23 protein-coding genes are annotated in these 26,948 nt (G+C 55.2%); 13 read left to right on the plus strand and 10 right to left on the minus strand.

The features are described 5' to 3' along the window. Positions 1 to 3: 3 nt before the first annotated feature. From sufC to BSR28_RS03600, 4 genes are read left to right on the plus strand one after another with little or no spacing between them, the layout of a single operon-like run. Positions 4 to 756 carry a Fe-S cluster assembly ATPase SufC gene (sufC, locus tag BSR28_RS03585; RefSeq protein WP_073708996.1) on the plus strand — a complete coding sequence of 251 codons (753 nt, stop codon included), beginning with the start codon at positions 4 to 6 and terminating at the stop codon, positions 754 to 756. A 7-nt stretch (positions 757 to 763) separates the two neighbouring features. Further along, on the plus strand, positions 764 to 2,068 hold the full coding sequence (locus tag BSR28_RS03590; RefSeq protein ID WP_073713369.1) for an aminotransferase class V-fold PLP-dependent enzyme: 1,305 nt from the start codon (positions 764 to 766) through the stop codon (positions 2,066 to 2,068). Next, complete coding sequence (gene sufU, locus BSR28_RS03595) at positions 2,061 to 2,555, plus strand: Fe-S cluster assembly sulfur transfer protein SufU (protein WP_073708998.1); 495 nt, start codon at positions 2,061 to 2,063, stop codon at positions 2,553 to 2,555. Before BSR28_RS03590 ends, sufU begins: the two co-directional genes overlap by 8 nt. Further along, positions 2,552 to 2,995: a metal-sulfur cluster assembly factor gene (locus tag BSR28_RS03600; protein ID WP_233120603.1), complete on the plus strand. Its 444-nt coding sequence runs from the start codon at positions 2,552 to 2,554 to the stop codon at positions 2,993 to 2,995. The genes sufU and BSR28_RS03600 overlap by 4 nt, the downstream gene beginning before the upstream one ends. 105 nt (positions 2,996 to 3,100) lie before the next feature. Here the strand turns inward: BSR28_RS03600 and BSR28_RS03605 are convergent, their stop codons facing one another. Next, a complete protein-coding gene (locus BSR28_RS03605) occupies positions 3,101 to 4,792 on the minus strand; it encodes an AMP-binding protein (RefSeq protein ID WP_073713370.1) in 1,692 nt (563 codons plus the stop codon). A gap of 148 nt (positions 4,793 to 4,940) precedes the next feature. Here BSR28_RS03605 and BSR28_RS03610 point away from each other — a divergent pair, with 148 nt between their 5' ends. Beyond that, the gene (locus tag BSR28_RS03610) at positions 4,941 to 6,554 is read left to right on the plus strand and encodes an ABC-F family ATP-binding cassette domain-containing protein (RefSeq protein WP_073713371.1); all 1,614 of its coding nucleotides are present in this window, start codon (positions 4,941 to 4,943) and stop codon (positions 6,552 to 6,554) included. A gap of 40 nt (positions 6,555 to 6,594) precedes the next feature. After that, positions 6,595 to 7,095 (plus strand): SixA phosphatase family protein, encoded by a 501-nt coding sequence (locus BSR28_RS03615; protein WP_158020317.1) that lies wholly within the window; start codon positions 6,595 to 6,597, stop codon positions 7,093 to 7,095. A gap of 86 nt (positions 7,096 to 7,181) precedes the next feature. Here BSR28_RS03615 and glgC read toward each other — a convergent pair whose 3' ends face one another. Further along, complete coding sequence (gene glgC / locus BSR28_RS03620) at positions 7,182 to 8,417, minus strand: glucose-1-phosphate adenylyltransferase (RefSeq protein ID WP_073709002.1); 1,236 nt, start codon at positions 8,415 to 8,417, stop codon at positions 7,182 to 7,184. A 121-nt stretch (positions 8,418 to 8,538) separates the two neighbouring features. Between glgC and glgA the strand changes: the two genes are divergently transcribed. The 6 genes from glgA to BSR28_RS03650 all read left to right on the plus strand — a co-directional run bounded on the left by glgA (position 8,539) and on the right by BSR28_RS03650 (position 16,407). Next, entirely contained in the window at positions 8,539 to 9,759 is a 1,221-nt protein-coding gene (gene glgA / locus BSR28_RS03625) for a glycogen synthase (protein ID WP_073713372.1), read from the plus strand. A 10-nt stretch (positions 9,760 to 9,769) separates the two neighbouring features. Next, positions 9,770 to 10,555 (plus strand): ABC transporter ATP-binding protein, encoded by a 786-nt coding sequence (locus BSR28_RS03630; protein WP_073709004.1) that lies wholly within the window; start codon positions 9,770 to 9,772, stop codon positions 10,553 to 10,555. A 2-nt stretch (positions 10,556 to 10,557) separates the two neighbouring features. Beyond that, positions 10,558 to 11,010, plus strand: a complete 453-nt coding sequence (locus tag BSR28_RS03635) for an NfeD family protein (RefSeq protein WP_073709005.1) — start codon at positions 10,558 to 10,560, stop codon at positions 11,008 to 11,010. Between the two features lie 34 nt (positions 11,011 to 11,044). Further along, positions 11,045 to 11,935 (plus strand): SPFH domain-containing protein, encoded by an 891-nt coding sequence (locus BSR28_RS03640; RefSeq protein WP_073709006.1) that lies wholly within the window; start codon positions 11,045 to 11,047, stop codon positions 11,933 to 11,935. Positions 11,936 to 12,052: 117 nt separating this feature from the next. Next, positions 12,053 to 13,390, plus strand: a complete 1,338-nt coding sequence (locus BSR28_RS03645; protein ID WP_073709007.1) for a glutamine synthetase family protein — start codon at positions 12,053 to 12,055, stop codon at positions 13,388 to 13,390. An 11-nt stretch (positions 13,391 to 13,401) separates the two neighbouring features. Beyond that, a complete protein-coding gene (locus tag BSR28_RS03650) occupies positions 13,402 to 16,407 on the plus strand; it encodes a bifunctional [glutamine synthetase] adenylyltransferase/[glutamine synthetase]-adenylyl-L-tyrosine phosphorylase (protein ID WP_073713373.1) in 3,006 nt (1,001 codons plus the stop codon). Between the two features lie 87 nt (positions 16,408 to 16,494). Here BSR28_RS03650 and BSR28_RS03655 read toward each other — a convergent pair whose 3' ends face one another. From BSR28_RS03655 to BSR28_RS03670, 4 genes are all read right to left on the minus strand, one after another. Continuing rightward, positions 16,495 to 17,280 (minus strand): amino acid ABC transporter ATP-binding protein, encoded by a 786-nt coding sequence (locus BSR28_RS03655; RefSeq protein ID WP_073713374.1) that lies wholly within the window; start codon positions 17,278 to 17,280, stop codon positions 16,495 to 16,497. Continuing rightward, positions 17,277 to 18,236, minus strand: coding sequence for an amino acid ABC transporter permease (locus BSR28_RS03660; protein ID WP_073713375.1), 960 nt, complete (start codon positions 18,234 to 18,236; stop codon positions 17,277 to 17,279). The genes BSR28_RS03655 and BSR28_RS03660 overlap by 4 nt, the downstream gene beginning before the upstream one ends. Before the next feature lie 25 nt (positions 18,237 to 18,261). Continuing rightward, positions 18,262 to 19,167, minus strand: coding sequence for an ABC transporter substrate-binding protein (locus BSR28_RS03665; RefSeq protein WP_083563007.1), 906 nt, complete (start codon positions 19,165 to 19,167; stop codon positions 18,262 to 18,264). Between the two features lie 191 nt (positions 19,168 to 19,358). Continuing rightward, entirely contained in the window at positions 19,359 to 20,063 is a 705-nt protein-coding gene (locus BSR28_RS03670) for a DUF4191 domain-containing protein (protein WP_073709012.1), read from the minus strand. Positions 20,064 to 20,195: 132 nt separating this feature from the next. Here BSR28_RS03670 and BSR28_RS03675 point away from each other — a divergent pair, with 132 nt between their 5' ends. Continuing rightward, positions 20,196 to 21,524, plus strand: a complete 1,329-nt coding sequence (locus BSR28_RS03675) for a protein kinase domain-containing protein (protein WP_073713377.1) — start codon at positions 20,196 to 20,198, stop codon at positions 21,522 to 21,524. 106 nt (positions 21,525 to 21,630) lie between these two features. Here BSR28_RS03675 and sucB read toward each other — a convergent pair whose 3' ends face one another. From sucB to BSR28_RS03695, 4 genes are all read right to left on the minus strand, one after another. Continuing rightward, positions 21,631 to 23,367, minus strand: a complete 1,737-nt coding sequence (gene sucB, locus BSR28_RS03680) for a 2-oxoglutarate dehydrogenase, E2 component, dihydrolipoamide succinyltransferase (protein WP_073713378.1) — start codon at positions 23,365 to 23,367, stop codon at positions 21,631 to 21,633. 24 nt (positions 23,368 to 23,391) lie between these two features. Then, complete coding sequence (gene lpdA, locus BSR28_RS03685) at positions 23,392 to 24,768, minus strand: dihydrolipoyl dehydrogenase (protein ID WP_073709015.1); 1,377 nt, start codon at positions 24,766 to 24,768, stop codon at positions 23,392 to 23,394. A gap of 152 nt (positions 24,769 to 24,920) precedes the next feature. Next, positions 24,921 to 26,369 carry a leucyl aminopeptidase gene (locus BSR28_RS03690; protein ID WP_073713379.1) on the minus strand — a complete coding sequence of 483 codons (1,449 nt, stop codon included), beginning with the start codon at positions 26,367 to 26,369 and terminating at the stop codon, positions 24,921 to 24,923. A 47-nt stretch (positions 26,370 to 26,416) separates the two neighbouring features. After that, positions 26,417 to 26,878, minus strand: coding sequence for a tRNA (cytidine(34)-2'-O)-methyltransferase (locus BSR28_RS03695; protein WP_073713380.1), 462 nt, complete (start codon positions 26,876 to 26,878; stop codon positions 26,417 to 26,419). Between the last annotated feature and the right edge of the window lie 70 nt (positions 26,879 to 26,948).

The raw sequence follows: 26,948 nt of genomic DNA on the forward strand, positions 1-26,948 counted from the left end.
AAAATGGCAACTCTAAAGATTGAGGACCTCCACGTATCCGTGGACACCCAGGATGGCGAAAAGCAGATCCTCAAAGGCGTTAACCTAACCGTTAACTCCGGCGAAATCCACGCAATCATGGGCCCCAACGGCTCCGGCAAGTCCACCCTAGCCTACTCGCTAGCCGGCCACCCCAAGTACACCATCACCTCCGGTCACGCCTACCTAGACGGCGAAGACCTAACCGAGATGAGTGCCGACGAGCGCGCCAAGGCGGGCCTCTTCCTAGCTATGCAGTACCCGGTCGAGGTGGCAGGCGTTACCGTCTCCAACTTCCTCCGTACCGCCAAGACCGCCATCGACGGCAAGGCCCCGGCCCTGCGCCAGTGGGTTAAGGACGTTGACGAAGCCATGGGCCGCCTCCGTATGGACCCGGCTTTCGCCCAGCGTGACGTCAACTCCGGCTTCTCCGGCGGTGAAAAGAAGCGTCACGAAATCCTACAGATGGAACTGCTAAAGCCCGCTTTCGCCGTCCTCGACGAAACCGACTCCGGCCTAGACGTTGACGCCCTACGCATCGTCTCCGAGGGCGTTAACCGCGTCCACGAAGAGGTTGGCTCCGGCATCCTGCTAATCACCCACTACACCCGCATCCTAAACTACATCAAGCCCGATTTCGTACACGTCTTCGTTGACGGTCGCGTGGCTGATGAAGGCGGCCCGGAACTAGCAGAACGCCTAGAAAACGAAGGTTACGACCGCTACCTCGGACTGTGAGCCGAGCGTGCTAGAACGCCTTGAAAACACCAGCTCGGCCCCTTTCTCGGGGGCCGAGCTGGCCCATTTACGCAATGACTTCCCGATCCTCACGGTACCGGGCCGATCCGGTGAGCCCATCGCGTACTTCGATGCGGCAGCCACCAGTCAAAAACCACAGTGCGTAATCGACTCCCTCGTGCAGTTCTACGGGGGCCAGAACGCGGCGGTAAACCGTGGCACGCACCTGTTAGGTGATCTAGCCACCACCGAGTTTGAAAATGCGCGTGAGGCCGTTGCACACTACCTTGGGGCGCAACCAGAAGGCCTGATCTGGACGAAAAACGCCACCGAAGCCCTAAACCTGCTGGCCTATTCGCTCAGTGCCCCGCAAAGCGCCGCCCGGACCGCAGACTTTAAACCCCTTGGTCCCGGTGACGAAATCTGTATTACCCGCCTAGAGCACCACGCCAATCTCGTACCGTGGCAAGAGGCCTGTAAACGTACCGGCGCGAAACTCACCTGGCTGGAAGCTACCGAAGACGGCCGCCTAGATCCGCAGAGTTTCGAGAGAATCAACGAACGCACCCGCATCTTGGCCTTTACCCACGTTTCCAACGTTACGGGTGCCCTGAGCCCGGTAGCAGACCTAGTGGCGCGCGCGAAAGCCGTCGGCGCCGTTACCGTTCTGGATTCCTGCCAGTCCACCGCCCATGGTCCCTTCAACTTCCGGGAACTAGACGTGGACTTTGCGGTTGCTTCCTCCCATAAGATGCTGGGACCCACCGGTATCGGGGCACTTATCGCACGGCCGGAACTGGTTGACCAACTCCCACCTTTCCTTACGGGCGGGGCGATGGTGACCTGGGTAGAGATGGATTCTGCCACCTTCCATGAGGGGCCAGCAGGTTTTGAAGCCGGAAGCCAACCGGTAGCACAGGCGGTGGGCTGGGCCCGAGCCTGCGAATACCTGCAGCTGGTAGGTCCCGAACGGATTGCGGCCCATGAGCACGCCCTCGGAGAAGAGCTACTGGCAGGACTCCTTGAGATTCCCGGCTTACGCCTACTTGGGCCAACCACAATGGAACAGCGAGCAGCGGTATTCGCGTTCGCACTCCCCGGGATTCATCCCCATGACGTGGGACAGCTGCTGGACTCTAAGGATGTGGCTGTCCGGGTCGGTCACCACTGCGCGATTCCCCTACATCAGCATTTTGGTGTTCGTTCTTCCGCCCGAGCTTCGGTATCCTTGACTAATACGTCTGCAGAGGTTGATCGCTTACTGGCAGCCATCGTAGAAACTCAGAGGTTCTTTGGAGGTACCAATGTCTGATCTAGAGCAGCTCTACCAGCAGGTAATTCTCGATCACGCACGAGCCCGCACCGGCTCTGGCGACCTGCCCGAACAGTACGACGGTAAATCACATCAGGTGAACCCCACCTGTGGGGATGAAGTTACCCTAGCTGTGTCCGTGGATGATAAGGGCATCATCGACCAGATTCACTGGGAAGGCGACGGCTGCTCGATCTCGCAAGCTTCACTTTCAGTAATGAGCGAAATGCTTCCCGGCATGGCCGTTGATGACCGTGAAGCTACCTTGGAAGCCTTCATGAAACTGATGCGTTCGCGCGGGCATGATGAGCTTTCCGAGGAAGAACTAGACCTCCTGGGAGACGCTAACGCTTTTACCGGCGTCGCCAAATTCCCAGCCCGGGTAAAGTGCGCCCTACTTGGTTGGATGGCCCTAAAAGACGCACTTGCCCAAGCCCAGAACTCTGGGACTGACACTGAAGAACTCCCGGAAGGGGAAAATAAATGACGGAGAAATTTGAACCCATGAATACCTCCCTCTCTGAGGAAGAGAACCCTATGGCTGATGCTTCTGAGGTGCCCCAGCGTTTTGCGCCCGCACCCGCACCCGGTGAGGGCCCGGAGCTCTCTTCTCACGGCACCCTCGCCGCCGAGGACGTAGCTGAGGCAATGCGCGACGTAATCGACCCGGAACTGGGCATCAACGTTGTCGACCTGGGCTTGGTTTATGGCATTACCGTAGAAGAGGACAATCATGTTGCCATCGATATGACCCTAACCTCTGCTGCCTGCCCGCTAACCGACGTCCTTGAACAGCAGACCCAGATGGTCCTAGAACCGATCGCTAATGGCGCCACCATTACTTGGGTTTGGATGCCGCCGTGGGGCCCGGACCGTATTACGGAAGATGGTCGTGCCCAGCTGCGTGCGCTTGGCTTTAACGTCTGAGCTACCGCCTTGTTAAAGCGCCCGCGTAGCTAAGCTGCGCCTAAGCTTTTCGGCCGTACTTAAACTTATCCCCGATTACTAGTGGATAGTAATCGGGGATTGAGTTTATTCGGGGGAATCTTGACCTAGAATCTGGCGTCGCACCTCATGCCTTAGGACCTTACCCATAACAGAACGAGGTAGCTCCTCAAGTCGGTGAATCGCCTTAGGCAGCGCATACCTGGGTAGAGTCTGGCTGGCCAGTTCGCGAAGCGACTCTAGACTGGGCATCTGGCTTTCGTCTTCGGGCACAACCGCGGCGGTTACTACCTCGCCCACAATATCGTCGGGAGTACCCACGATGGCCACAGACTTAACCTGAGGGTGCTTCTCTAGGACCTTCTCTACCTCAGAAGGATAGACATTAAAGCCGGAGGTAATGACCAGTTCCTTTAGACGGTCAGCCATCACTAGGAAGCCATCTTCATTACGGGCAATATCTCCCGTGCGGAACCAGCCATTATGGAAAGCATTCTTAGTGGCTTCTTCATCATCCAGATAGCCTGAGAATACCTGCGGACCCTGAACTAGGATCTCACCGGGTTCGCCATCGGGAACCTCCACGTCCGGATTATTCGGATCAACCAGTTTCACATGGGTGGAGGGGAACGGTAAGCCTAGGGCCCCGTGACGGCGTTCAGGGGTTAGGGGAGAGCCACAGATTGTCGGTGAGGTTTCACTAAGCCCATAGCCCTCGATGATGAAGTGACCGGTGGTGTCTTCCCAGGTCTCAGCGATTGAACGTGAGAGGGGCATACCACCGGAAATGGCGTACTTGATGGTGCTGATATCCACCTTTTGCTTCCTTGCGGCTTTTGCGATCCGGTCAAACATGGGCGGGACGCCTACAAAGAAAGAGACTGGGCGACGCTTATGGGCTTTTAGTGCTAAGTCCACATCAAAGGTCGGCAGCACAATCTGGCAGGCGCCCAAGGAGACGGAAGCCACCATAAAGAAGGTCATACCAAAGGCATGGAAGTAGGGTAGTAGGGACCAGAAGGTCTCTGCCGCAGGCTTGAGTTTGTAAACCCAGAAGGTATTTTGGTTCGAGTTGGCCCAAATATTCTGGTGCGTCAGCGGGACCGATTTCGGAATGCCATTGGTGCCACCGGTGTGCAAAATAACCGCAATATCGCGGGCTTCCGCGTGGGGAACGTCATCGGCAATACGACGCTGTCGACGAATTGCCTGATCCCAGCTTTTAGCCCAGTCGGGGCGGGGGCCACGCATCTTTGATTTAACCTTGCGAGCACTCTTTAGCGGAAGTTTAAGAGCAGCCCTCATATGGGCTGGCATCATGGCGCTAATATCGACGGTGAATACTTCACCACCGGACTGGGCGATCGAGGCAAAGTTTTCGGCACACTGTTCCCAGACAACGGCGACCTTGCCGCCGTGTCGACCCAGCTGCTGTTCGATCTGACTCTTGGGAGCTAGCGGATTATGTTCTGCCGCGGTGGCACCCAAACGCATCAAGGCATAGAAAACAATGAAGTGCTGGGGGCAGTTGGGAAGTGCTAGCGCTACCGTATCGCCACGTTTTACTCCGGCGGCCGCAAGCAGATTAGCGCCTTTTTCCGCGGCGGCAAGAATCTGGGAGTAGGTCCAAGTAGCGCCAAAGTAATCGATTGCAGTCTGGTTCGGGTAGGCTTCAGCGGTGCTCTTTAGCAAGAAGTAGAGAGACTGGTCCGGGATTGGGATTTCGTGGGGGACACCGCGGTCATAGTGTTCCCAAGCGGTTTCCCAAATGTTTCCCATATTTAAGCGCTCCCAGTTTTAGTCCGGACTTTTTGGCGATGCTATTACTTTACCGCGCAAATCTAGATTTTGTGTGTATTAGGACTGAAAGTGACTCATTGAAGAAGCTAGGGAAGAGTTCCATTCGGACAGCCGATACAATATCCGGGTGATTAACGTTTCTGATTTGAGTATCCGCATTGGGGCTCGCACCCTTGTTCAACACGCTAGCTTTAAGGTTGATAAAGGGATGCGTATCGGTCTAGTTGGGCGCAATGGCGCCGGCAAGACCACCACGATGCGTTTACTGGCAGGACAGGAGGATCCTCGCGGCGCAGTAGAAACCAGCGGGGAAATTCATGTCAATGGCACGGTAGGTTACCTGTCCCAAGATCCACGTGAGGGGGACGCTGAACAGACCGCCCAGCAGCGCATTATTGAGGTCCGTGGCATTGATAAGATCATTGCCCGAATCAAAAAAGCCGAACATGAAATGTCCACCCAGACGGGTGCCCGCGCGCAAAAAGCGATGGAAAAGTATGTGCGTTTGGACCATGAGTTCACGGTTGCCGGCGGCTGGGCCGCCAATGCGCAAGCTGCTCAGATTGCCGCCAGCTTGGGGATTTCCAAAGAACAACTAGCCCAGCCGCTTAACACGCTTTCCGGCGGTCAACGTCGACGGGTAGAACTGGCACGCGTACTCTTTTCCGAGGCGGACGTACTCCTCCTCGACGAACCTACCAACCACCTCGACCATGATTCGATCCTGTGGTTGCGTGACTACCTACGCGCCTACCCGGGTGGTTTTGTCGTGATTTCTCACGATGTCAAACTGCTAGATGAGACGGTAAACCAGGTCCTTTATCTAGACGCTAACCGGGGCGTCCTCGATCCATACCATATGGGCTGGCAGGCCTACCTGAAACAGCGTGCAGCAGATGAGAAACGCCGTCGGGCACAGCGCGCTACGGCAGAAAAGAAAGCCGCGGCGCTACGTGCCCAGGGTGAAAAGATGCGGGCTAAGGCGACTAAAGCGGTGGCCGCGCAACAGATGCTGCGTCGCGCGGACGAACTCTTGGCTCAGGTTGAGCCCGAAACGCAGATTGAGAAGGTCGCGAACTTGCGCTTCCCCGACCCGGCTCCCTGCGGCAAAGTCCCCTTGGAAGCTGATTCAATCACCAAGTCTTATGGCTCTCTAGATGTTCTCATGGGAGTTGACCTGGCCATCGATAGGGGCGCGAAGGTTGTGGTGCTGGGGCTTAACGGTGCCGGTAAGACCACCTTGCTGCGAGTTTTGGCTGGGGTTGAGGAACCCGATGATGGGAAGGTTGTGGCCGGTCATGGTTTGAAGCTTGGCTACTACGCGCAGGAACATGAGACCCTTGATGTGCATGCCACAGTCTTAGAGAATCTGGCGGCTGTCGCGCCCGATTTTGATGATACTAAGGTCCGAAACGTACTGGGCCAGTTCCTTTTCACCGGGGATGATGTGGAGAAGCCGGCGGCGGTCTTGTCCGGCGGCGAGAAGACTCGTCTCGCCTTGGCGACCCTGGTGGTTTCGGCTGCGAATGTTTTGCTATTAGACGAACCCACTAACAACCTGGACCCGGCATCCCGGGATGAGATTCTTAAGGCCCTTAACAGTTACGAGGGAGCGGTAGTACTAGTCACCCACGATCCGGGGGCCGTCCAGGCGCTAAACCCCGATAGGGTGCTTTTGCTGCCGGATGCGGATGAGGACCTCTGGTCTGATGATTACCTTGACTTGGTCACTTTGACGTAGGAAATAGCTTTTCCTGCTAGTTAACGATAAAATGTGTGACATGAGAAACACTATTGTTCTGGTTCGACACTCGACCGCTGAGAGGTTTTCGGCCAACGGAGACCTTGGGCGTGCCCTGACTCCAGAAGGTCAAGAACAAGCAATAGAGTTGGGAAAACTACTGGTCAAAGAGCTAGGCCCAAGTGTTGACTGTCTAGTTGCCTCCCATGCTGTGCGAGCCCAAGAGACCGCTGATGCCATTGGACAGAACCTAAAGATCGAGAATCTTTGGATGGACCGCGCAATCTACGATTCCGATGTCGATAGCCTGCGCGAGATCGTGCATTCATGTGAGCGTAAGACGCTGGTGATTGTGGGGCATGAGCCGACAATTTCCGTTTTTGCCGCTGCCCTAATCTGTGACGACTGCCCGGGCCGAGAACTGGTCTACGGCGGAGTCCCTACGGCCTCTGCGATTGTCCTAAAGACGGACCTGCCCTTTGACCAAGTTTGTTGCGGCAGTTGTGATCTAGAAGCGTTCCTACACGCTGAGATCGGTTAGCTTTTAAAAGACAAAATATTCGGGGTGCTAGATCTGATTGATCTAGCACCCCGAATATCGTTATTGCTATGGGATTGCTGGTCGGATTACTTTGGAATGACCATGCCCTTAGGTGCGACTACTAGGCCAGTTTCGGTGACGGTCAAGCCGCGTTCACGGTCATGATCCAAGTCCACACCAATCTGAGCGCCGGCCTCTACGACACAGTTCTTGTCGAGGATGGCACGGTGAACGACCGCCCCACGACCTACGCGAACATTGTGCATAAGCACCGATCCGGAGACATCTGCCCACGAGTGAACGTAAACCCCGGGGGAGAGGACCGAACGCTGAACTTTACCGCCCGAAATGATCACCGAGGGGGAAACAATCGAATCGATTGCCACACCCATACGATCAGCCGAACCGTAAACGAACTTAGCCGGTGCTAGGGAACCGGAAAGACCGGTGTAGACGGGCCAATCCTGGTTGTAAAGGTTGAAGACCGGGTTAATCGAGATGAGGTCCATATTGGCTTCATAGTAAGCATCTAGGGTACCTACGTCGCGCCAGTAGTCACGGTCGCGTTCGAGTGAACCAGGAACATCATTATCAATGAAGTCATAAACTCCAGCAGCACCCTGTTCGACGAAATAGGGAACAATATTGCCGCCCATATCGTGTTTTGAGGTGGGATCGTTGGCGTCCTGATGAAGCGCCTCGATGAGCTCCTTGGTGGAGAAGATGTAGTTACCCATGGAGGCTAGTACCTGATCGGGGGCATCCGGCAGGCCCTCAGCATTTTCGGGCTTCTCAAGGAAGTTAAGAATCTTGCCGTCTTTGGCGTCGATTACCCCGAACTGGTTTGCAAGGGAGAGTGGCTGACGAATACCGGCCACGGTACAGGGCAAGCCCGAAGCGATGTGGTGATCCAGCATCTGGCTGAAATCCATCCGGTAAATATTGTCCGCACCGGTAATCACGATGTAGTCCGGCATTTCATCATTAACGATGTTGAGGGACTGATAGATAGCGTCGGCGCTACCTAGATACCAGTGCTTACCCATGCGCTGCTGGGCGGGGACAGGTGCAATAAAGTTGCCCAACAGGTTAGACATACGCCAGGTCAAAGTGACGTGACGGTCTAGCGAGTGAGACTTGTACTGCGTAAGAACCACTACTTGAAGAAAACCTGAGTTGACGATATTCGACAGTGAAAAGTCAATCAGTCGGTAGTGGCCTGCAAAAGGAACCGCGGGCTTAGCGCGGTCGATGGTCAGGGGCATCAGACGCTTGCCTTCGCCGCCTGCCAGAACAATAGCGAGAACTTTTTTGGTTGCCATGGTCACATTCTAGCGAGAAGTTGCACAACATTGCGCGTCGAGATTCGTTAGAATGAGCATAATAAATCATAAGCCAGCTACAAATGCTGTTTTTTCACAAGACTGAAGGTGAGGCTTCACAATGCGTGTAGACCTGTTAACAAAAGAATTTCCCCCCTTTGTATATGGCGGCGCCGGGGTTCACGTTGATGAGCTCGCTAAGGTCCTAAAGGCCCATGTCGAGGTTCAGGTGCATGCTTTCGGTGGTCCCCGAGAGGGGATGTCGGGCGTAACCGGTTACCCCGATGTGTCTGAACTCAAAGACGCCAACGGGGCGCTTCAGTCACTAGGCGTGGATCTAGAAATCGCCCAGGGAACCGCAGGGGCGGACCTGGTCCACTCCCATACCTGGTACGCCAATATGGCCGGGCACTGGTCAAAGCTGCTACACGGCGTTCCCCATGTGATCTCGGCTCACTCCCTAGAACCACTACGTCCGTGGAAAGCTGAACAGCTAGGTGGTGGCTACCGAGTCTCCTCCTGGGCAGAAAAGACTGCTTACGAGGCTGCCGACGGCATTATTGCCGTTTCGAATGCCATGCGTGACGACATCCTACGTTGCTACCCAGCTATCGACCCGAAACGGGTTCATGTAGTTCACAATGGCATTGATCTTGACGCCTGGCAGCCTGACCACTCTGAGGCTGGACAAGAAGCTGCCAAGGCGACCCTGGCTCGGCTAGGAATCAAACAGGGCGTCCCCACCGTGGTCTTCGTGGGCCGTATTACCCGTCAAAAAGGCTTGCCCTACATGCTGCGCGCACTTCGTGAAATCCCCCAGGACGTCCAGATCGTCCTCTGCGCAGGTGCTCCCGATACCCCCGAAATCATGAAGGAAGTAATCGGTCTAGTAGATGAACTGCGTCAGACCCGTGAAGGGGTCATCTGGGTAGAGGAAATGCTGCCTCGTCACGAACTTGTTCAGGTATTGGATAACTCCACCGTTTTCGTAACTCCTTCGGTTTATGAACCACTGGGCATCGTGAACCTAGAGGCGATGGCAGTTTCTCTACCCGTAGTCGGTACTGCGACCGGTGGTATTCCGGACGTAATCGTCGACGGCGAAACTGGCGTGCTAGTCCCGATCGAACAGGTCGATGACGGTACCGGCACTCCGCTAGATCCCGATCGTTTTGTGGCCGACCTAGCTGCCGGAATCAACCAGGTACTAGCTGATCCAGAAAAGGCCCGCAAGATGGGCGAGGCCGGACGCAAGCGCGCTGAAGAACATTTCTCCTGGAAAGCAATCGCAGAACGCACTGTGGCCGTGTACCAAGCCGTACTTGAATCAGTAGCAAGGTAAGATGATTCCTATGAACGCTGTTTTTGAACTTTCTGAGGTAACGGTAGAACGTTCGGGTCAAACTATCTTGGATCACCTGAACTGGACGGTTACGGAAGGCGAACACTGGGCAGTACTGGGCCCCAACGGTGCCGGTAAAACTACCCTTGCCAAGGTCCTAACCGGACGCGAGCGTCTGACTGGGGGAGAACTCGAAGTCTTAGGCGAACCCATCAGCGATCTTCCAGTAAATGAACTGGCTCGCATGATTGGTCTTTCCTCCGCTGCCTTGAGTGCTAAGTTTGCTGCACGGATTACGGCCTTGGATGTAGTTATCTCGGCCGCGCACGGTCTCACCAAGCGCTTCCAAGAAACCTACGAAGAAATGGATTTCCAACGCGCAAACGATCTACTGGCCGCCTTCGGAGTCTCCCACCTAGCAGAGCGCCAGTTCAGCACCCTTTCTGAGGGCGAAAAACAGCGCGTCCAGATAGCGCGGGCATTTATGGCCGATCCGCAGGCACTAATCCTAGATGAGCCCGGAGCTGGCCTTGATCTGGGTGCTCGTGAGAATCTGATGCTGGCACTATCCGAACTGGCCGGGGACCGTCGCTCTCCGGCAATGGTAGTGATTACGCACCACATTGAAGAAATCGCTGCCGGCTTTACTCACGCCCTAATTCTTAAATCTGGTCAGGCAATCGCTGCTGGTCCGATTGCTGAAGTACTAAATAGCCAGAACCTCAGCACTGCCTTTGGCCTTGAGCTAGAGGTATCCCAAGTAGACGGCCGTTTTTCGGCACGTGGAAAGAGGTAACTATGACATCACTGATGTGGTGGTTAATTGCCGCACTAGTCTTCGTGCTAGTTGAACTAGTAACGGTTGATCTGACCTTCCTAATGCTCGCCGTGGGCGCACTGGTCGGTGGAATCACGACTTTTGCTCTAGGACCAGAATGGTTCTATACCCCGGTTATCGTATTCGCTGTCGTCTCCGTACTATTGATCTTCCTAGTTCGTCCTTGGGCCAAAGCCTATCTGCAGCGTTCTATCCCGAAATATGCCTCCAATGCTGACGGCATGGTCGGTAAGAACGGACTGGTCGTAGAAACGGTTGCGGCACATGATGGTCTAGTACGCATTGACGGACAGGACTGGACCGCCCGGTCTGCCGACGGCAGCCAGATTTCGCCAGATGAAACCGTTTATGTAGCCCGCATCGACGGTGCTACCGCATACGTTAGCCGAACTGCCCCTTCGGAAACCCACTGAATGCCCTAGGGCAAAACAAGGAGTACCAAAACCAATGGAAGACACTTCATTCGTGCCGCTAATCGTAGTGGCGCTGTTGGTGATCATTGCGATCATCATTCTTCTTAAAACCGTCACCATCGTTCCCCAGGCACGCGCCGTGGTGGTGGAACGACTAGGTAAGTTCCGTGCTGAATGGAAAGCCGGGATGCATTTCCTAGTTCCTTTCGTCGATCGGGTAGTCGCCAATATCGACCTTCGTGAGCAGGTCGTATCCTTCCCGCCCCAGCCGGTTATTACCTCCGATAACGTCACCGTGTCGATCGACTCGGTCGTTTACTACCAGGTCAACCAGCCCTCACGTGCAACCTACGAAATCGCAAACTTCATTCAGGCAATCGAACAGCTAACCGTTACCACCCTACGTAACGTGATTGGTTCGATGGACCTAGAAGCCACCCTAACCAGCCGCGACCACATCAACGGTCAGCTCCGTGGCGTCCTAGACGACGCTACCGGTAACTGGGGTATTCGTATTAACCGTGTGGAACTAAAGGCCATTGAACCGCCGCCCTCGATCCAGCAAGCCATGGAAAAGCAGATGCGCGCGGAACGTGACAAGCGTGCCGCAATTCTTACCGCTCAGGGTCTACGTGAATCTGAGATTCTAACCGCTGAAGGTGAGAAGCAGTCCGCGATTCTTCGTGCTGAAGGTCAGGCCCAGTCTGCCGTTCTTCGCGCACAGGGTGAATCGGAAGCTATCCAGAAGGTCTTCCAAGCAATCCACGAAGGCGATCCGGATCCCAAGCTTCTGGCCTACCAGTACCTGCAGATGCTGCCGAAACTCTCAGAGGGCGAATCCTCTAAGGTCTGGGTTGTCCCGACTGAGCTAACTGCTGCTCTCCGGGCTGTTTCTGAAGGCTTTGGAAACAACTCCCACAACTAGAAAAACTAGATGAGTCTGAGGGCCGTGTGAATCCTTGTTTATGGAACACACGGCCCTCAGCTATACTCAGAACATTGAAGTGCGCAAACCATGGGAAACGTCCCGGGAAGGTCAAAGATGAACAGCGTTGAAGAACATGTCTTAGAGCGAGTACATAGCCGGGGCATCGAATTTATCACCCTCTGGTTCGCTGACGTCTCCGGGGTCCTTAAAGGCCTTTCCATTGCCCCTGAAGAACTCGAAGATGCCTTTAACGAAGGCATCGGATTCGACGGCTCATCGATTGAAGGCCTGACCCGTATCTACGAATCCGACATGCTACTGGCACCTGATGCCCGTACCTTCCAAGAAATCCCCTGGGAAAATGAACATCGTGTGGCCCGCATGTTCTGCCGCGTCCTTGGACCCGATGGACAGCCCGCTTTCCGTGATCCGCGCGGGGTACTTGAACGCCAGCTAGAACGTGCCGCTGAACTAGGCTTCACCTTCCATGTCCACCCAGAGGTAGAGTTTTACCTACTTCGCTCCGTGGCCTCACTTTCGGAAGAGCCAGAACCCCTTGACCGTGCCGGCTATTTCGACCACGTTTCTGGTGGTAAGGCACATGCCTTTAGACGCCGGGTCGTTTCGGCCCTTGAAAGCATGGGAATCTCAGTCGAATTCTCCCATCATGAGGGCGGGCCCGGGCAGTCCGAAATCGACCTGCGTTCCGCGCCGGCACTAATCGCCGCCGACAATATTATGACCCTACGGACGGTTGTCGAAGAACTAGCCTCCCGTGAGGGGATTACCGCCACCTTCATGCCAAAGCCCTTCGTGGACGAACCCGGTTCCGGCATGCACGTCCACCTCTCCCTTTTCGAAGGGGAAGAGAATGCCTTTTACTCGGCCGGAGGCCAATACCAACTATCACCTACCGGTCGTCGCTTCGTCGCGGGGGTGCTGGCGCACGCTAGAGAGATCAGCGCAATTACCAATCAGCATGTGAACTCTTACAAGCGATTATGGGGCGGGGGAGAAGCCCCCAGTTACGTCTGCTGGGGACACAATAACCGTTCGGCCCTAATCCGCGTTCCCCTCTACAAACCGGGGAAGAGTTCCTCGGCCCGCGTCGAATTCCGCGGCATGGATTCAGCCGCTAACCCCTACCTAGCGCTAGCGGTTATCCTTGCGGCTGGCCTAGATGGAATCGAACAAAAACTAGACCTTACTGATGAAACTGAAGATGATGTCTGGGCATTAAGCGACTCCGAACGGCAGGCCCTTGGGATTGAAGCCCTCCCGACCTCACTCTCTTCAGCCGTGAAGGAAATGGGCCGCTCAGACCTGGTCCCAAGCGTCCTCGGCGAGGAAGTATTCGCCTATTTCCAGCGCAATAAGGTTGCCGAGTGGGCCGAGTACCGCCGGCAGATTACCCCCTTTGAATATGCTCGTTTCCTTTCGGTTAATCCCTGACCCTGATTCCTATGGAAGCCTGCGATCTAAGTCTTAGTGATCTAAGTAGCCTAGGTTTTTCACGTCCCCAAACCGCGAAACAACAACTGGGGGACCCGGGGCTAGATTTTCCCCTGGCGCAGATACAGATCTTTTCGCACTGTGCTGATCCGGATGCCGCCCTAGTTTCACTGCTGAACTTTAGCGCCCAAAATCCGGGGCCCTGGCAAGCGATTAAAACCAAGACTGAAGAACTGGCAGCTTTCTTACGCCTGCTAGGGGCCTCAGAAGCTCTAGGGCAGATGATCCAATCCGACCCCAGCCTGTTGGCTCATTTAGCGGTACCCAATCTACACCAGGTGCATCCTCCCACAGCCCAGGTGGAGGAACCCGCAGCTAACCCAATCGAGCTCCCTGAAACCGAGGTCCAAGACCCCGGATATCGTCAGATCTTTATTGATTTCTTTAGTGCCAACCGGGGGAGCGATCCAGATACGTTCCGGCGGTGCTACTATGCGCTGCTGATCGAAATTGCCACCCTCGATCTGAACTCTCCCGACCCCCGAGCCTACCTGCCCACGGTTTGCCGGCAGGTCTCTGCGTTGGCAGATGCCGCCCTGGAAATGGCCATGGAACAAACCCGCACCCAGGTGGAACTACCTGAGGGACTTGAACTGGCCATTATTGCCCTCGGAAAGTGTGGGGCACAGGAACTTAACTACCTATCAGATGTTGACGTCATGTTCGTGGTCGACTGGGATCGCGAGAAGACAGTTGAAAATGAAGCCTTAGCGGCCGCTAGCAACTGGGTTAGTGCCATCTCTACGCTGATCGCTGGTCCGGGTAAGCTTCGCCCTCTCTGGCCTCTTGATCTGGGGCTGCGACCAGAGGGCGCTAATGGGGCCCTGGTTCGGACCCTCGATTCATACCGTTCGTACTATCTGCGCTGGGCTCAGTCCTGGGAGTTTCAAGCGCTGCTGAAGGCGCGTCCTGCGGCCGGTAATCCCCGTCTTGGTCAGGGCTTTATGGAACTGACCCAAGAACTTGTCTGGACGGCTTCAGCCCGCGCTGATTTCGTGGATAATGCCCGGGCTATGCGTCAGCGGGTGGAAGCAAACCTGCGTTTTGACGAACGCGACCGGCATTTGAAGCTAGGGCCCGGAGGTCTGCGCGATGTGGAGTTCTCGGTTCAGCTCCTGCAACTGGTGCATGGCAGGGTCGATCAGAAAGTCCGCGTCCCGGCCACCCTGTCCGCTCTCAGTGCGCTTAGTGCCCAAGGGTACATTGGTCGACAGGCCGCCCAAACCATGGATCAGGCGTATCGCGAGTTGCGCCTAGTGGAACATCGTCTGCAGCTCCATAAGCTAAAGCGCTCACATGTGCTTCCTAAGGATGCCAAGAGCTGGCGGCGTTTGGCCCGTGCCTGCCAGGTTGAAGGAGCGGAAGAATCCAGTTTCGAGCAGCATATCGCCAAGCTTCGCTCCGAGGTCAGAGCCTGCCACCAGTCCTTGTTCTATCGCCCGCTCCTAGGTAATCTAGCCGGCTTGGATGATGGGGCTTTGGCTTTGAGCCCGGAAGCCGCTACTGACTGGCTGGCCGCCCTAGGGTATCGAGACCCGGCTGGGGCTCAGCGTCAGATTGCTGCCCTCACTAGAGGCGTAACTAGGCGAGCTAATATTCAGCGTCAAATCCTGCCGGTAATGCTGGGCTGGTTGGCTAATGGGCCCAACCCGGACCAGGGACTACTGCGCTTGCGGGTACTGGCTGAGGAAGTGGGCTCGACTGGCTGGTTTGTTCGTTCCTTACGGGATTCGCCCTATACAGCTAAGCGGCTTTCGCAGGTGCTTTCCAGCTCCGAGTACGCTACGACCGCCATGATTAACGCGCCGATTTTGGTGGAGCAGCTTGATAATGACCAGGCTTTACAGATTACGAATTGGCCCAAGTTGGAGTCCGAGGTCCGTTCCCTGGTGGAACGCCAGGAAGACCACGCCCAAGGGGTAGCTCGCTTGCGGGCTTGGCGTGCCCGTGAACTGGGTAGAGCAGCCCTAGCCGATATCTGTCTGGGCATGGATTGTGCCCGCAGCGGCCAAGAGATTAGCGCCGCTAATGATGCGACCTTGCGGGTCACCTTGGACTTGGCTAGGGAGAATATTCCGCGTGGTTTCGAGGTACCCATTGAGATTATTACCATGGGGCGCCTAGGCGGTCAGGAATGCGGTTATGCCTCTGACGCAGATATTATCCTGCTTCACGAGGATGCGGGCTTACCCGCCGAGGAAGCGGCCCAGATTGCCCAACAGGTAGCCGTTGAACTACGGAACCTGCTTCAGGCAGACCCCAGTCGCCTGATGGTGGACTATGACCTGCGCCCAGAAGGCAAGCAGGGTCCTTTAAGCCCGTCTCTCAAGGGCGTGCGAGAGTACTACCATAAATGGGCGTCCACTTGGGAACGGCAAGCGCTTTTGCGGGCACGCCCTTTGAACCCGGATTCTCAGTTAGCCCAAGACTTCTTAGCTGCCGTTGATCCGATCCGTTACGGTAGTGATTTTGGGCCCAAGGAGCTGCGTGAGGTTCGTTTGTTGAAGGCCCGGATGGAACGCGAACGTCTACCCCGGTCGGTTCCGCCTCATCGGCATGTGAAGCTGGGTCCTGGTGGGCTGAGCGATATTGAATGGACCGTGCAGCTCTTGCAGTTACAGAATGCACACGCGCTATCAGAACTGCGTACTACCTCGACCTTGGGGGCTTTGAAAGCTGCGCGTAATACGGGACTTGTCAGTACTGAACAGGCCCGAGATCTGGAGCTGGCTTGGCGTTTTGCTAGCGCGGTTCGAGCCGGTAATACGCTAGCGACCGGACGGATCAATGGTCAGGCTTTGGATCAGTTGCCTAAGGATGCTGCGACTGAGAGAAGTGTGGCTCGGATCTTGGGGTATGCGGCGGGCCAGGAGCACCAGTTGGAAGAGGACTATTTGCGTAGTGCCCGCCATGCTCGACAGATCTATGAGGAGATTTTTGTCGGCGGCGGGCACTAGAACGCTATTTAGCTATCGGCTGCTTCGCCCGAGCTCCCCTAAGGGGTAGAGGATGTACCTCTTCTTGAAGAGGAGCTAGGCATTCATCTAGAGCACTTCAGCTAGGAACTCTTTGGTCCTGGAATACTGCGGGTTATTAATAACTTCCTTGGCTGGGCCAGATTCGACAATCTGTCCGTCATCCATGAAGACTACTCGGTCGGCTACTTCGCGAGCAAAGGCAATCTCGTGGGTGACTACCACCATGGTCATTCCTTCTGCGGCCAGGTCTTGCATTACCTGTAGTACTTCGCCTACCAGTTCGGGGTCCAGGGCAGAGGTCGGTTCGTCAAAGAGCATGACCTGCGGCTTCATGGCCAGGGCACGGGCAATCGCTACACGCTGTTGCTGGCCGCCTGAGAGCTGTGCTGGGTAGTGGTCTAGGCGGTCACCTAGGCCGACCTTTTCTAGCTCGGCAATGGCCAGTTTTTTGGCTGCTTCCGGTTTCAGGCCGAGGACACGCAGCGGCGCTTCCATAACGTTCTCAAGGGCGGTACGATGCCCGAATAGGTTAAACCGTTGGAACACCATGCCAATTTGGGAACGCTGGCGGGCAATTTCTTTTTCGGTGAGCTTGGCTAGTTCGGTTTGTCCTTTTCGCCACGGCTGCCACCAAGGGGTCGAGGCCTCCTTCATGCCCAGCAGCTCTCCGTTCAGGTAAATGCGACCAGCACTGATTTCTTCCAGTTCGTTAAAACAGCGGATTAGGGTCGACTTGCCGGATCCGGAAGGGCCCAGAATCGCGCAGACCTCACCTGGCGCAACATGTAGGTTAACGCCTTTGAGGACGTGTAGTTCTCCATAGAACTTGTGGACATTTTCGGCGCGGATCATGGGGTGAACTCCAGGAAGGGATCGTCAGTGACAGTGTGGGCTGCCAAAATAGCTGCTTGTTTCTTTGAAAGCTGGCGCTTCGGTACGGCTTTACCAGAACCGGTAGCGCTGCCTCGGCCATAGTAGGCCTCTAGGTAGTGTTGGCCCACCATGAGCACGCTGGTGATGAATAGGTACCACAGGGCGGCCACAATCAGCATCGGGATAACCGTGTAGTACTTTTGGCCAATGCGGGTGGCTTGGAACGTAAGTTCGTTCGTGACCGGAATGGCAATCACCAGGGAGGTGGTCTTCAGCATGGAAATCGTTTCGTTTCCCGTCGGGGGAACAATCACGCGCATGGCCTGGGGTGCCACGATCCGCCACTGAATCTGGCGCGGGCTCATACCCAGAGCTTTTGCTGCCTCGGCCTGACCGGGATCAACCGCGGCAAAGCCAGAGCGGAAGATCTCAGCGAGGTAGGCGCCTTCATTGAGTCCCAAGCCCAGCAGGGCGCACACTAGGGGAGTGAAGATCTCCTGGGTGTTCCCAAGTACGTACTGGGGGCCAATGGGAAGCCCAATGCTGACCTGTGAATACAGGGAGGGAAGCACACCCCAGAAAATTAACTGGGTGTAAATCGGAGTCCCACGGAAGAACCAGATATAGAAACCGGCCACCGCGCGATTCACCGGGTTGGTGCTTTTGCGTCCGACCGCCGCTAGCAACGCTAGGACAATACCGATCAGCATGGCGCAGACGGTCAGTAATAGCGTGTACATGACCCCTCGGACGATCGAGGGAGCGAACAGCCATTTTTGGACCGTCGGCCAGTCATACTTTGGGTTGGTGAACAGTGAGTGGATTACCGTGATCGCGATGAGGGCCACGATAATCCCGCTGATTACTCTTCCGGGATGGGGAACTGGGCGAGCTTTAAGAAGCTCGATGGGTTCGGGTTTTGGTTCGGTGCTCATGTGCTTTAAGACGGGTGTTTAGTTTTCACTGGCCGGGGTTGAGGACGGCCTGCTTGATGACGGAGGACTGGTCGACATTCCAGTGCTTGAAAATGTTCGCCATGGTGCCGTCATCGATTAGTGCCTGGGTGGCCTTGGTGATGGCTTCAGCCAGCTGCTGCTGGTCCTTGGCGGTGATGATGCCGGCTTCAGAGGATTCTACAACATCACCCACGGTCTGGAACTTGTTGGGGTTCTTGCTGGCGGTGAAGCCGGCCGCAATGTTGTCAACCATGATGGCGTCTAGCTGACCACCAGCTAGCTTGGTGGCTAGCATCTGGGCGTCAGCTTCAGGGAGTACCTCAAGGGCGGGCTTGTTTTCAGAAGCGCAGGTTTTAGCGGCGTTCTCAAGGTACTGCTGCTGTGAGGAGCCAGATTGGGCGCCCATCTTCATGCCGCAGAGGTTTGCTGGGTCGAACTTCTTGGGGTTCTCGTTTTGTACCATGAAGAGCGAGCCAGACTTCATGTAAGTGGACATGTTGACCTGGGCTAGACGTTCAGGTGAGACGTCGAAGGAAGAGATAGCCACATCGTATTTGGAGCCCACGGCCGGAATGATGGATTCGAAGGGAGCCTGAGAGAACTCAGTCTTAAGGTTTAGTTTCTTGGCTACGGCGTTGATGATATCGATGTCGTAACCAAGGAAGGTCTTGCCGTCGGCGCTCAGGAACTCTGCGGGTTCGTAGTCTGGGGAAGTGACGACTTTTAGGACTCCGGCGGACTTGATGTTTTCGGGAAGTGAATCTGCCAATGCCTGGTCGGCGGTAACAGCGCTTAGATCGGTACCTTGTTTGTCGGCCTGTTCTGCATCGGGGTCACTGCCGCTGCAGGCGGTGAGAGGTAGGGCTAGGGAAAGGGCTGCGAGGAGGGCGGTGGCTTTCTTCATTTTCATGCTTTCTGAATAGATATTAACTGATCTGAATATATATTAAACCAATTCTTAGCCAATTTCCTCAGATATGCCATGTAGTTATTCACAAAATTGTGAATATTTATTGAATATTGTGGGGGAAATAAAAAACCTGTGGGAGTCACACTAGGTGACTCCCACAGGAAAGAAGTGTTTATTCGCTGCTTAGCAAATCAGCCGCGCCCGTACATGGCCTTCTTAGACGGGCGAACACGGTTAGGATCGATACCCTTGGGGATCTGGGCCGTCGGGGGCTTCAAGGTGGCTAGACGACGGTCAACCATCGGGACCTCGCGCTTGTTTAGCACGTTCTTGAAGGAACGCATCTGCTTAGCAACCTTAGGTAGCGGAACCTGACCTTCTTCGTGACCATACTGAACCAAGTGGATCGGGACGGTCGGGGCCAGACGCTTGATGCGACGACGCTCGTTGTCCAGCAGTTTCTGTACCCGATTCGAAGGGCCTTCAGAGATTAGAACTACGCCCGGACGGCCAATGGCGCGCCAGACAACATCTTTCTCCTGAGTAACTACAGCGGGGGTGTCAGAAACAATCCAGCCGCGGGACTGACGTGATAGGACTGCGCCTACTGCGCCCGGGTGTCCATCAATCTGCTGGTAAAGTGCCGGATTGAGTAGTACCGTCAAGAGGATTAGGCATAGCAGGGTGGTTAGCATCAGACCTAGGAACGGGTAAGAAATCCAGTGTCCTGAGGTGATTCCCCATAGGATGGAGCCGCCAAAGACTACCACGACGATGGCGAGCATTGCCCAGCCAAGCCAGCCAAAGGTACGTTTGACCATGGTGTAGGCGTCTTTAAGGTTGTGATAAAAGCGCCGTTTCTTTGGTTTTTCAGCAGGTGTTGTCGATTGCGACATGCTTTGGGCCTTCCATTTAGCTAATACTTAAGCAACTCTGAGGGAGCTTACCACAAAGATTGTAACCGTTAGTTATCCACAATTTCATTTTTGCGGCATAAAGTCACTAAATTAATATTTTAGACTGCCCACATGAATACGGAAAATCTTCTGGAAATCACCCAGTTAGCCAAGACCAAACTGGGGTCCCTAGTCCTCGTCGTAGATGACTATGGGAAAGAGTACGTGCAGCAGACTTTCAGCCGGGAAATCTTGGAAAAGCATCGGGTGAAGGAAAGAGCGACGCTACTGCACCAGCATCCCCATCCTAATCTGGTGCGAATTGAAGCCCTCGAACAGAGTGGAAGCCAATTTCGGTTAATCACAGAGTACGTGGAAGGGCGAACACTAGTAGATCTGTTAAACAATAAACAACTTACAGAGGTACAGGCCGAACAGTTTTGGCACGAAGCTCAGGCCGCTTTAAGTCATCTCCATGGTTTGGGGCTCAAACATGGAGATATTTCCACCGCTAACTTCGTCCTAGGAAACGATGGCTGCTGGCGCTTGTGGGATCTCTTTTCTCCACCCGGGGCCGGAACCGAAGGGTACGGAAGTAAAACTGTCAAAGGAACTTTCGAATACTCCTGTGCAGCAGATCTTAAAGCCCTAGAAAAGATCGCAGACGAAATCTACGCCTATCAAAAACGCGGCGTGAATAACTCTAACGCAGCTGCACTAAACGACCTAGAAGCTACCTCGGTCGCCTCGATCCGTGCTCAAGCCCTGGCAACAACCTATCAGCCGCCCTCCCGGACTTGGATCTGGCAACAGCGAATAAAGACATGGTTAACGCAGTTACCAAAACCCAGCCTTGGTTTGATAGCCGCGATCGTCATCGCCTCAGGTTTAGCATGGGGTCTTTTAATGCAAAGCAGTAGCGTCATAAACGCAAATGCCTCAGATAATAACGCCGCCAGTAAGCCAGCGTCGGACGTAGCTACGCTTGAACAGTCAAACACCCAAGAGGAAAGAAACGCGCCAGTGAACCGGGAAAGTCAAGTAGAAGACCGCGTCCCTAGTAGGCCGCGGGAAATTCTTGAGGATCTTTTGGAGCGTAGAGATGAGAGCCTGATGAAACTTGACTTTAAGGGCATCTCCCAGATAGCGGTTCCACATGGTGCGGCGTGGCTTGCTGACCAAGAGATCTTGAAAAAACTACAACAGCAACACCTTCAGATTAAGGAGCTACGTACGGCTATTAAGGATTTTACGATCCTGAGGGAAGAAGCAAAAAGGATTCGGGTACAGGCACGTTTAAGCCAGGGAAAGTATCTCGAATGCCGCTTGTCGGAAACCTCTATGGACGCTGCTTGCCGTCAAGTGTTCGATATTAATCAGCAAAACTATGTAATCGACCTAGAGAAGTCTGAAGACGGCCATGCCACGTGGCTGATTAAGGAACTAGCTGCCGCGGATTAGGGCGATGAAGGGCAAATAAAATGTGGGTGACGATCTTAAAGATCGTCACCCACAAGTGAAGCTAGTCAGTGAACTTCAGAGTTGAAGTTGTTCACTTAACTTGATTTCAGAGCGCTAGATCCGCATCGAAATCAGCGGCTTCTAGACGCTGCTTAACGGCCATTAGGTAACGGGCAGCATCTGCGCCGTCGACCAGACGGTGGTCGTAAGAGAGAGCCAAGTAGACCATGGAGCGAATGCCAATGGTTTCGTTGCCCTCGGCGTCCTTTACGATCATCGGGCGCTTGACGATGGTGCCAACACCTAGGATGGCAGATTCCGGCATGTTGATAACCGGGGTATCGAATAGTGCGCCACCGGAACCGGTGTTGGTGATGGTGAAGGTGGAGCCGGATAGTTCGTCGGCGCCAATCTTGCCGTCGCGGGTGCGGGCAGCAAGATCATTGATGGACTTGGCTAGGCCTTCGATATCCTTTTCGCCAGCATCCTTGATCACCGGAACGAATAGACCCTTCGGAGTGTCTACAGCGATACCAATGTGTTCAGCATCGTGGTAGGTAACCGTATTGTCTTCGTTAACGGTAGCGTTGATCTTCGGGTGCGCTAGCAGTGCTTCGGTAGCAGCCTTGACAAAGAACGGTAGGAAGGTCAGCTTGGTGCCCTTCTTCTCAAGGAAAGCGTTCTTGGACTTAGCACGTAGAGCGGCCACGCGAGTAACGTCAACCTCAACTACGGTGGTTAGCTGAGCAGAGGTCTGCAGCGACTGGACCATACGCTTGGCAATGGTCTTACGTAGCGGAGTCATCTTTTCAGTCTTGCCACGTAGCGGTGAAGGCTCAGGCTTAGCAGCAGCGGCCGGAGCAGCAGCTTCAGCCTTCGGGGCAGCAGCAGCAGCAGCGGCGTCAAGGACGTCCTGCTTGCGGATACGGCCACCAACACCGGTGCCCTTAACGTTTGCTAGGTCAACGCCCTTATCGGCAGCTAGCTTACGAACAATCGGGGTGACGTAGCCAGAGCCGTCAGACTGACGGGACTCAGCGGCCTTCGGGGCCGGGGCAGCCGGGGCGGCCGGAGCAGCCGGGGCGGCCGGAGCCTTCGGAGCGGCGGGGTAATCCCACTCAACGACCTTGTCGCCATCTTCGCCGTCCTTGACGGTAGAAGGAATATCCTGGCCGGGGGTCTCTTCAGCGGCGCGTTCAGCCTTCGGGGCGGGAGCAGCAGCCGGAGCAGCTTCCTGCTTGCCGGGAGCCTGAGAGCCGATACGAGCGATGACGGTGCCAACCTCAACGGTCTCATCTTCCTCAACGAGGATTTCAACTAGGTAGCCAGCTGCCGGGGAAGGAACTTCAGAGTCAACCTTGTCGGTAGCAACCTCAACTAGCGGTTCGTCAGCAGAGACCTCGTCGCCAACCTTCTTGAGCCAAGAAGCAACGGTACCTTCGGTGACAGATTCACCTAGGGCGGGCATGGTGACATCGGTTAGATCGCCGGAAGCAGCCGGGGCAGATGCTTCTGCCTTGGGAGCCTCGTCAGGGGCAACAGCCTCAACGGGTTCTTCCTTGGCCGGAGCAGATTCTTCCGCAGCCGGAGCGGAATCAGCTTCAGAAGCGTCACCAATGATGGCGATCTCGGTGCCAACCTCAACGGTTTCATCTTCCTGGACCAAAATCTTTAGTAGGACACCGGAAGCGGGGGAGGGAACCTCGGAGTCAACCTTGTCGGTGGCAACCTCAACTAAGGGTTCGTCCGCGCTGACGGTGTCACCCACAGACTTCAACCAGTTAGTGACAGTACCTTCAGTCACCGATTCGCCCAGGGCGGGCATTGTTACGGAAGTGGACATTAAATTCTCCTTCTTAGCTAAGGTTCAGTTGTGGGAGTGGAGCGGTTTGCCGGCTAGGGCCATAGCGGCCTCGCCAATGGCTTCGTTCTGGGTCGGGTGGCCATGGATCAAGCGAGCTAGATCCTCTGGGTAAGCTTCCCAGCTGACCATCAGCTGACCTTCGCCAACCAGTTCCGAAACGCGAGCACCGAAGGCGTTGAAACCAACAATCGGTCCATCCTTTTCAGAAATAAGAGTAACGAAACCAGTGGTGTTTAGGATCTGAGACTTGCCGTTACCAGCAAGGTTGTATTCGACGACCTTGACGTTGTCCTTGCCGAACTTCTCTTCGGCCTGCTTACGGGATAGGCCAACGGAGCAGATTTCCGGTTCACAGTAGGTGACGCGAGGAATCTCAGCGTCAACGACCGGAGCAGGGTTCAAGCCGGCGATTTCTTCGGCGACGAAGATGCCGTGAGCGAAACCGCGGTGAGCTAGCTGCAAGCCGGGGACAATGTCACCAACAGCGTAGATGTTGCCTACGCCAGTGTGAAGACGTTCGTTAGCGAGGACGAAACCGCGTTCCATCGGAATGCCCTGCTCTTCGTAACCTAGGTTAGCGGTGGCCGGGCCACGACCAACAGCAACCAGCAAGAGGTCACCGTCTACTTCAACGCCACCAGCGGCCTTGACGTGAACGCCAGAGTCATCCTGGGTGACGGACTCGAAACGAGTGCCGGTGTGGAACTTAATGCCACGCTTGCGGAAAGCGCGCTCTAGAGCCTTGGAGATGCCTTCATCTTCAGCGGGAACTAGGTGATCAAAGCCTTCGATGATGGTGACGTCGCAGCCGAAGGAAGACCAAACAGAAGCGAATTCAACGCCAATGACGCCGCCGCCTAGGACAACTGCACGCTGGGGAACCCAGTCAAGCTGTAGTGCCTGCTCGGAGGTGATGACGCGGCCTTCGATGTTCAGTCCCGGAAGAGACTTGGAGTAAGAACCGGAAGCTAGAACGATGTTCTTGCCCTTGACGGTCTGGCCGTTTACCTCAATGGTGTCCGGACCGGTTAGACGGCCCCAGCCCTGGATGAGGTCAACCTTGCGGGACTTGATTAGACCCTGCAGACCCTTGTATAGGCGGGAGATGACGCCTTCGCGGTACTTGGAAACCGCAGGCATATCAATGCCTTCGAATGAGGACTTAACGCCGAATACTTCAGATTCGCGAACTGCGTCGGCAGTTTCAGCAGCGTGTAGTAGAGCCTTGGTGGGGATACAACCGCGGTGGAGGCAGGTGCCGCCAACCTTATCGCCTTCAATAAGGGCAACCTTCATGCCCAGCTGAGCTCCGCGTAGAGCACAGGCGTAACCGCCTGAGCCACCACCCAGAATGACGATGTCGTAAACTTCTTCGCTCACGTTTATTTCTCCTTCAATATGAGTCTTGGCTGTGCTTCCGGAGGCGCAAAACACCCCTGAAGGCCATAGGTCTAGTGTCCCACTTTTTGGCAGAACACGTGCCCAAAATACCCTCAGGGGTGCATTATGTCACACTATGCGCTCGGTGAACTTTACTTTAGGTTTGCGAGGTAGTCCACCAAGGTACGAACCATAACGCCGGTACCACCGTAAGCGCTGAAGCCCCACGGCTTGCCGGAGTTGTAGCTAGGACCAGCAATATCGAGGTGTGCCCACGGGAAATCATCCACAAAGTTAGAGAGGAAATCAGCGGCCACCATCATGCCGGCATTGCGGCCGCCAGAGTTGGCGACATCGGCAAACTTAGAGGCATTGGCTTCCTTGAGTTCTTCCGGAATTGGCATAACCCAGGCGGGTTCACCCACGCGTTCAGCAGCCTTGAAGACCTCTTCCGGAGCGCCCCCCTGACCCATGAGGCCGGTCGTGCGGTTACCTAGGGCCACAATCTGAGCGCCGGTCAGAGTAGCCACGTCAAGAATGACATCCGGCTTGATTTCGCAAGCTAGCGAAAGGGCATCGGCCATAACCAGACGGCCTTCGGCGTCAGTGTTCAGGATTTCAACCGTCTTACCATTGCGAATGGTGATGACGTCGGAGGGGCGCTGGGCCTTTCCGCCGGGAAGGTTCTCTGCCAGTGCCAAATAGGTGGTGATCTGCTGAGGAACCTCAAGGCGAGCCGCGGCGATCGTGGCCCCAAGCACGGTGGCAGCGCCGGTCATATCCGACTTCATAGCCTCCATGTTGGCGGCCGGCTTTAGGGAAATGCCGCCACTGTCGAAGGTGATGCCCTTACCAATTAGAGCCGCGTGACGCTTGGCGCCCTGAGGCTGGTAAGAGAGCTTAACTAGGTAGGGTGGGCGAGAGGAGCCCTGGCCCACACCTACTAGGCCGCCACACTTTTCTTCCTGTAGGCGGGCAAAATCCCAAACCTCAATCTCAATCGGCAGGCCTTCGCATTCACGCTTGGCGATCTCTACGAAATCGGCCGGGCATAGGTCATTAGCCGGGGTGTTGACGAGGTCGCGGGTTAGGTTGGCAGCAGAAACCAAGACTTCAGCGGTCTTAGCTCCCTTACGGGCAGCCTCACTATCAGGCAGTAGAACGCTTTCAATTCGATCCGCCTTCTTGGAGAAGTAACGGTCGTAACGGTAAGCGCCAAAACCGGCACCTTCGGCCAGAGCCTGCCAAACACCCTCGTCGGTGATAGCCCAATCGAAAGCTAGCGTCTTGGCCTTGGAGGTGCGAGTTACGCAACCGGCGGCGCGGCGAACTGCCTGAGCGTCACCAAAGTTGTGCTTGCCCAAGCCCACAAAAGTTAGGGTGCGGGTAGCTAGACGAGAAGGCGCAGTGGAAACACAAACCTCGTCGACCTTGCCGGACATGCCTAGCAGTGGTAGTAGACTAGCTAGTTCCTGACTCATTTCGGTGCTCAAAGAGCAGGGGAGTAGGTGCGGGCCATCTTCGCCCTGGGCAACTGCCAAAACCAATGAATCGCAATCGGTCTCAGCGGGCTTATTCACGTGTTGGAAAAAATCACTCATCGCAATGCTTTCTAAATAGATCGAAATTGAGGGGATCAATAACTAGTTTATACACCTTCTGGGAAGCCTAGCTGACGCCAAGCCTCATAAAGGCCAATCGAAGCAGAATTGGCTAAGTTCAAGGAACGTACTCCGGGCAACATGGGGATTCGAACTCTTTCAGCTACCCGCGGATGGGCCATGGCTTCCTCGGGAAGGCCGGTGGGTTCAGGGCCGAAAAGCAGGCCATCGCCATCCGCGTATTCAATCTGGGTATGAAACTTAGAAGCGTGACCGGTAAAGGCCCAAATGCGACCAGGAACTGCTGCCAAGGTTGACTCGTAGTCGGGGTGAACCTGAACATGAGCCAAATCGTGATAGTCCAAACCTGCTCGCCTCAACTTGGCATCATCCATCTCAAAGCAGAGTGGCTCCACCAAATGAAGCATTGATCCGGTACAGGCGGAAAGACGAATAGCATTGCCAGTATTGCCGGCAATGCGCGGTTCATAGAAAATCACGTGCAACATGGTAGCTATTTTGCCACTTACTTAAAGCAAACCCTAAAGCAAGCTAGAGAGCAGAAAAGAAATGAGCTAA

Origin of the sequence: Boudabousia liubingyangii, assembly GCF_001907245.1 — a bacterium.
Lineage (GTDB): Bacteria > Actinomycetota > Actinomycetes > Actinomycetales > Actinomycetaceae > Boudabousia > Boudabousia liubingyangii.

Excerpts from the sequence above, each read along its gene's own strand:
- glgC (WP_073709002.1), bottom strand. The coding sequence starts at position 8,417 with ATGGCAACCAAAAAAGTTCTCGCTATTGTTCTGGCAGGCGGCGAAGGC.
- BSR28_RS03665 (WP_083563007.1), bottom strand. The coding sequence starts at position 19,167 with ATGAAAATGAAGAAAGCCACCGCCCTCCTCGCAGCCCTTTCCCTAGCC.
- BSR28_RS03605 (WP_073713370.1), bottom strand. The coding sequence starts at position 4,792 with ATGGGAAACATTTGGGAAACCGCTTGGGAACACTATGACCGCGGTGTC.
- glgA (WP_073713372.1), top strand. The coding sequence starts at position 8,539 with ATGCGTGTAGACCTGTTAACAAAAGAATTTCCCCCCTTTGTATATGGC.
- BSR28_RS03645 (WP_073709007.1), top strand. The coding sequence starts at position 12,053 with ATGAACAGCGTTGAAGAACATGTCTTAGAGCGAGTACATAGCCGGGGC.
- sufU (WP_073708998.1), top strand. The coding sequence starts at position 2,061 with ATGTCTGATCTAGAGCAGCTCTACCAGCAGGTAATTCTCGATCACGCA.
- BSR28_RS03640 (WP_073709006.1), top strand. The coding sequence starts at position 11,045 with ATGGAAGACACTTCATTCGTGCCGCTAATCGTAGTGGCGCTGTTGGTG.
- BSR28_RS03670 (WP_073709012.1), bottom strand. The coding sequence starts at position 20,063 with ATGTCGCAATCGACAACACCTGCTGAAAAACCAAAGAAACGGCGCTTT.
- BSR28_RS03600 (WP_233120603.1), top strand. The coding sequence starts at position 2,552 with ATGACGGAGAAATTTGAACCCATGAATACCTCCCTCTCTGAGGAAGAG.
- BSR28_RS03675 (WP_073713377.1), top strand. The coding sequence starts at position 20,196 with ATGAATACGGAAAATCTTCTGGAAATCACCCAGTTAGCCAAGACCAAA.
- BSR28_RS03690 (WP_073713379.1), bottom strand. The coding sequence starts at position 26,369 with ATGAGTGATTTTTTCCAACACGTGAATAAGCCCGCTGAGACCGATTGC.
- BSR28_RS03615 (WP_158020317.1), top strand. The coding sequence starts at position 6,595 with ATGAGAAACACTATTGTTCTGGTTCGACACTCGACCGCTGAGAGGTTT.
- BSR28_RS03695 (WP_073713380.1), bottom strand. The coding sequence starts at position 26,878 with ATGTTGCACGTGATTTTCTATGAACCGCGCATTGCCGGCAATACTGGC.
- BSR28_RS03660 (WP_073713375.1), bottom strand. The coding sequence starts at position 18,236 with ATGAGCACCGAACCAAAACCCGAACCCATCGAGCTTCTTAAAGCTCGC.
- sufC (WP_073708996.1), top strand. The coding sequence starts at position 4 with ATGGCAACTCTAAAGATTGAGGACCTCCACGTATCCGTGGACACCCAG.
- BSR28_RS03635 (WP_073709005.1), top strand. The coding sequence starts at position 10,558 with ATGACATCACTGATGTGGTGGTTAATTGCCGCACTAGTCTTCGTGCTA.
- BSR28_RS03650 (WP_073713373.1), top strand. The coding sequence starts at position 13,402 with ATGGAAGCCTGCGATCTAAGTCTTAGTGATCTAAGTAGCCTAGGTTTT.
- BSR28_RS03655 (WP_073713374.1), bottom strand. The coding sequence starts at position 17,280 with ATGATCCGCGCCGAAAATGTCCACAAGTTCTATGGAGAACTACACGTC.
- sucB (WP_073713378.1), bottom strand. The coding sequence starts at position 23,367 with ATGTCCACTTCCGTAACAATGCCCGCCCTGGGCGAATCGGTGACTGAA.
- BSR28_RS03630 (WP_073709004.1), top strand. The coding sequence starts at position 9,770 with ATGAACGCTGTTTTTGAACTTTCTGAGGTAACGGTAGAACGTTCGGGT.